This window comes from Commensalibacter sp. A3DC, assembly GCF_047307945.1.
In the GTDB taxonomy this organism is placed as follows: domain Bacteria; phylum Pseudomonadota; class Alphaproteobacteria; order Acetobacterales; family Acetobacteraceae; genus Commensalibacter; species Commensalibacter melissae.
The window spans coordinates 1-860 of sequence record NZ_JAXOQA010000128.1 but is presented as its reverse complement, the minus strand read 5'-3'; the positions used below and the strand labels follow the sequence as shown (position 1 = coordinate 860).

The following is an 860-nucleotide window of genomic DNA, read 5'->3' as shown; positions in this document are numbered from 1 at the left end:
CCGCGAACAACCTTTCCCTGAACAACAGGGATGCCTCCATTAGCAGCTTGAACGGGGATGGAACACTTGCCATCGCCAATAGCCTTCTCAATGCGGGAAGTCTTTCTTTTATCAGGGGACGTTTAACACTTTCAGCGGGTTCATTTAAAAACCATGGTAATTTGATCAATGGAGAGGGTGAACTCCATGTTGATATTAATGGTGATCTCGACAATCAAAATGGTTCTTTGGTTACGAATGCTCATGATGCTGTTATTCAAGCCAAGGGCGATATTGACAATACGAATGGTCAGATTGGCGTTAAAACGGATGGCAATGTTCAAATAACGGGCCAGAAGCTGACCAATAAACAGGGTTTGATCCGCACGACCAATGGGGATATTTTACTGGATGTTGCTGGATTGGACAACGGAAGCGCCTCTATACTGACAGACAATGGGACAGTCAATGTCCATTCCGGGGGCGATATTGACAATACTGGTGGCCAGATTGGTATAAAGACTTCTGGCAACCTGACCTTGAATGCCGGGGGAGATATCCGGAACAATCAGGGTCAGCTTGTCACGTCTGCGGGCAATGTTGAACTGTCCGGAAACACTCTTGACAATACGAATGGTCAGGTTGGCAGTCTGAAAAACGGGAATTTAACTCTTGTCAGCAAAAATGATTTTATCAACAAGAATGGCAAGTTCATTACCCCTGCCGGTAATATTCAAATTACCAGTGGTAATTTCAATAACCAAAATGGTAATTTGATCACGAGTTCAGGGGATATTGTTTTTCATGGCGGTGACATTGAGAACAGCAATGGCGTTATCCAGGCGAGTTCAGGTGTTGTTGAGCTTGGAATGGGCAATTAT

General features: G+C 44.5%; 1 protein-coding gene. It reads left to right on the top strand.

Annotation, left to right across the window (positions count from 1 at the left end; genetic code table 11):
• Positions 1-860, top strand: an 860-nt coding sequence (locus U0839_RS08800; RefSeq protein ID WP_413550517.1) for a hypothetical protein, incomplete at both ends; no start/stop codon positions are given.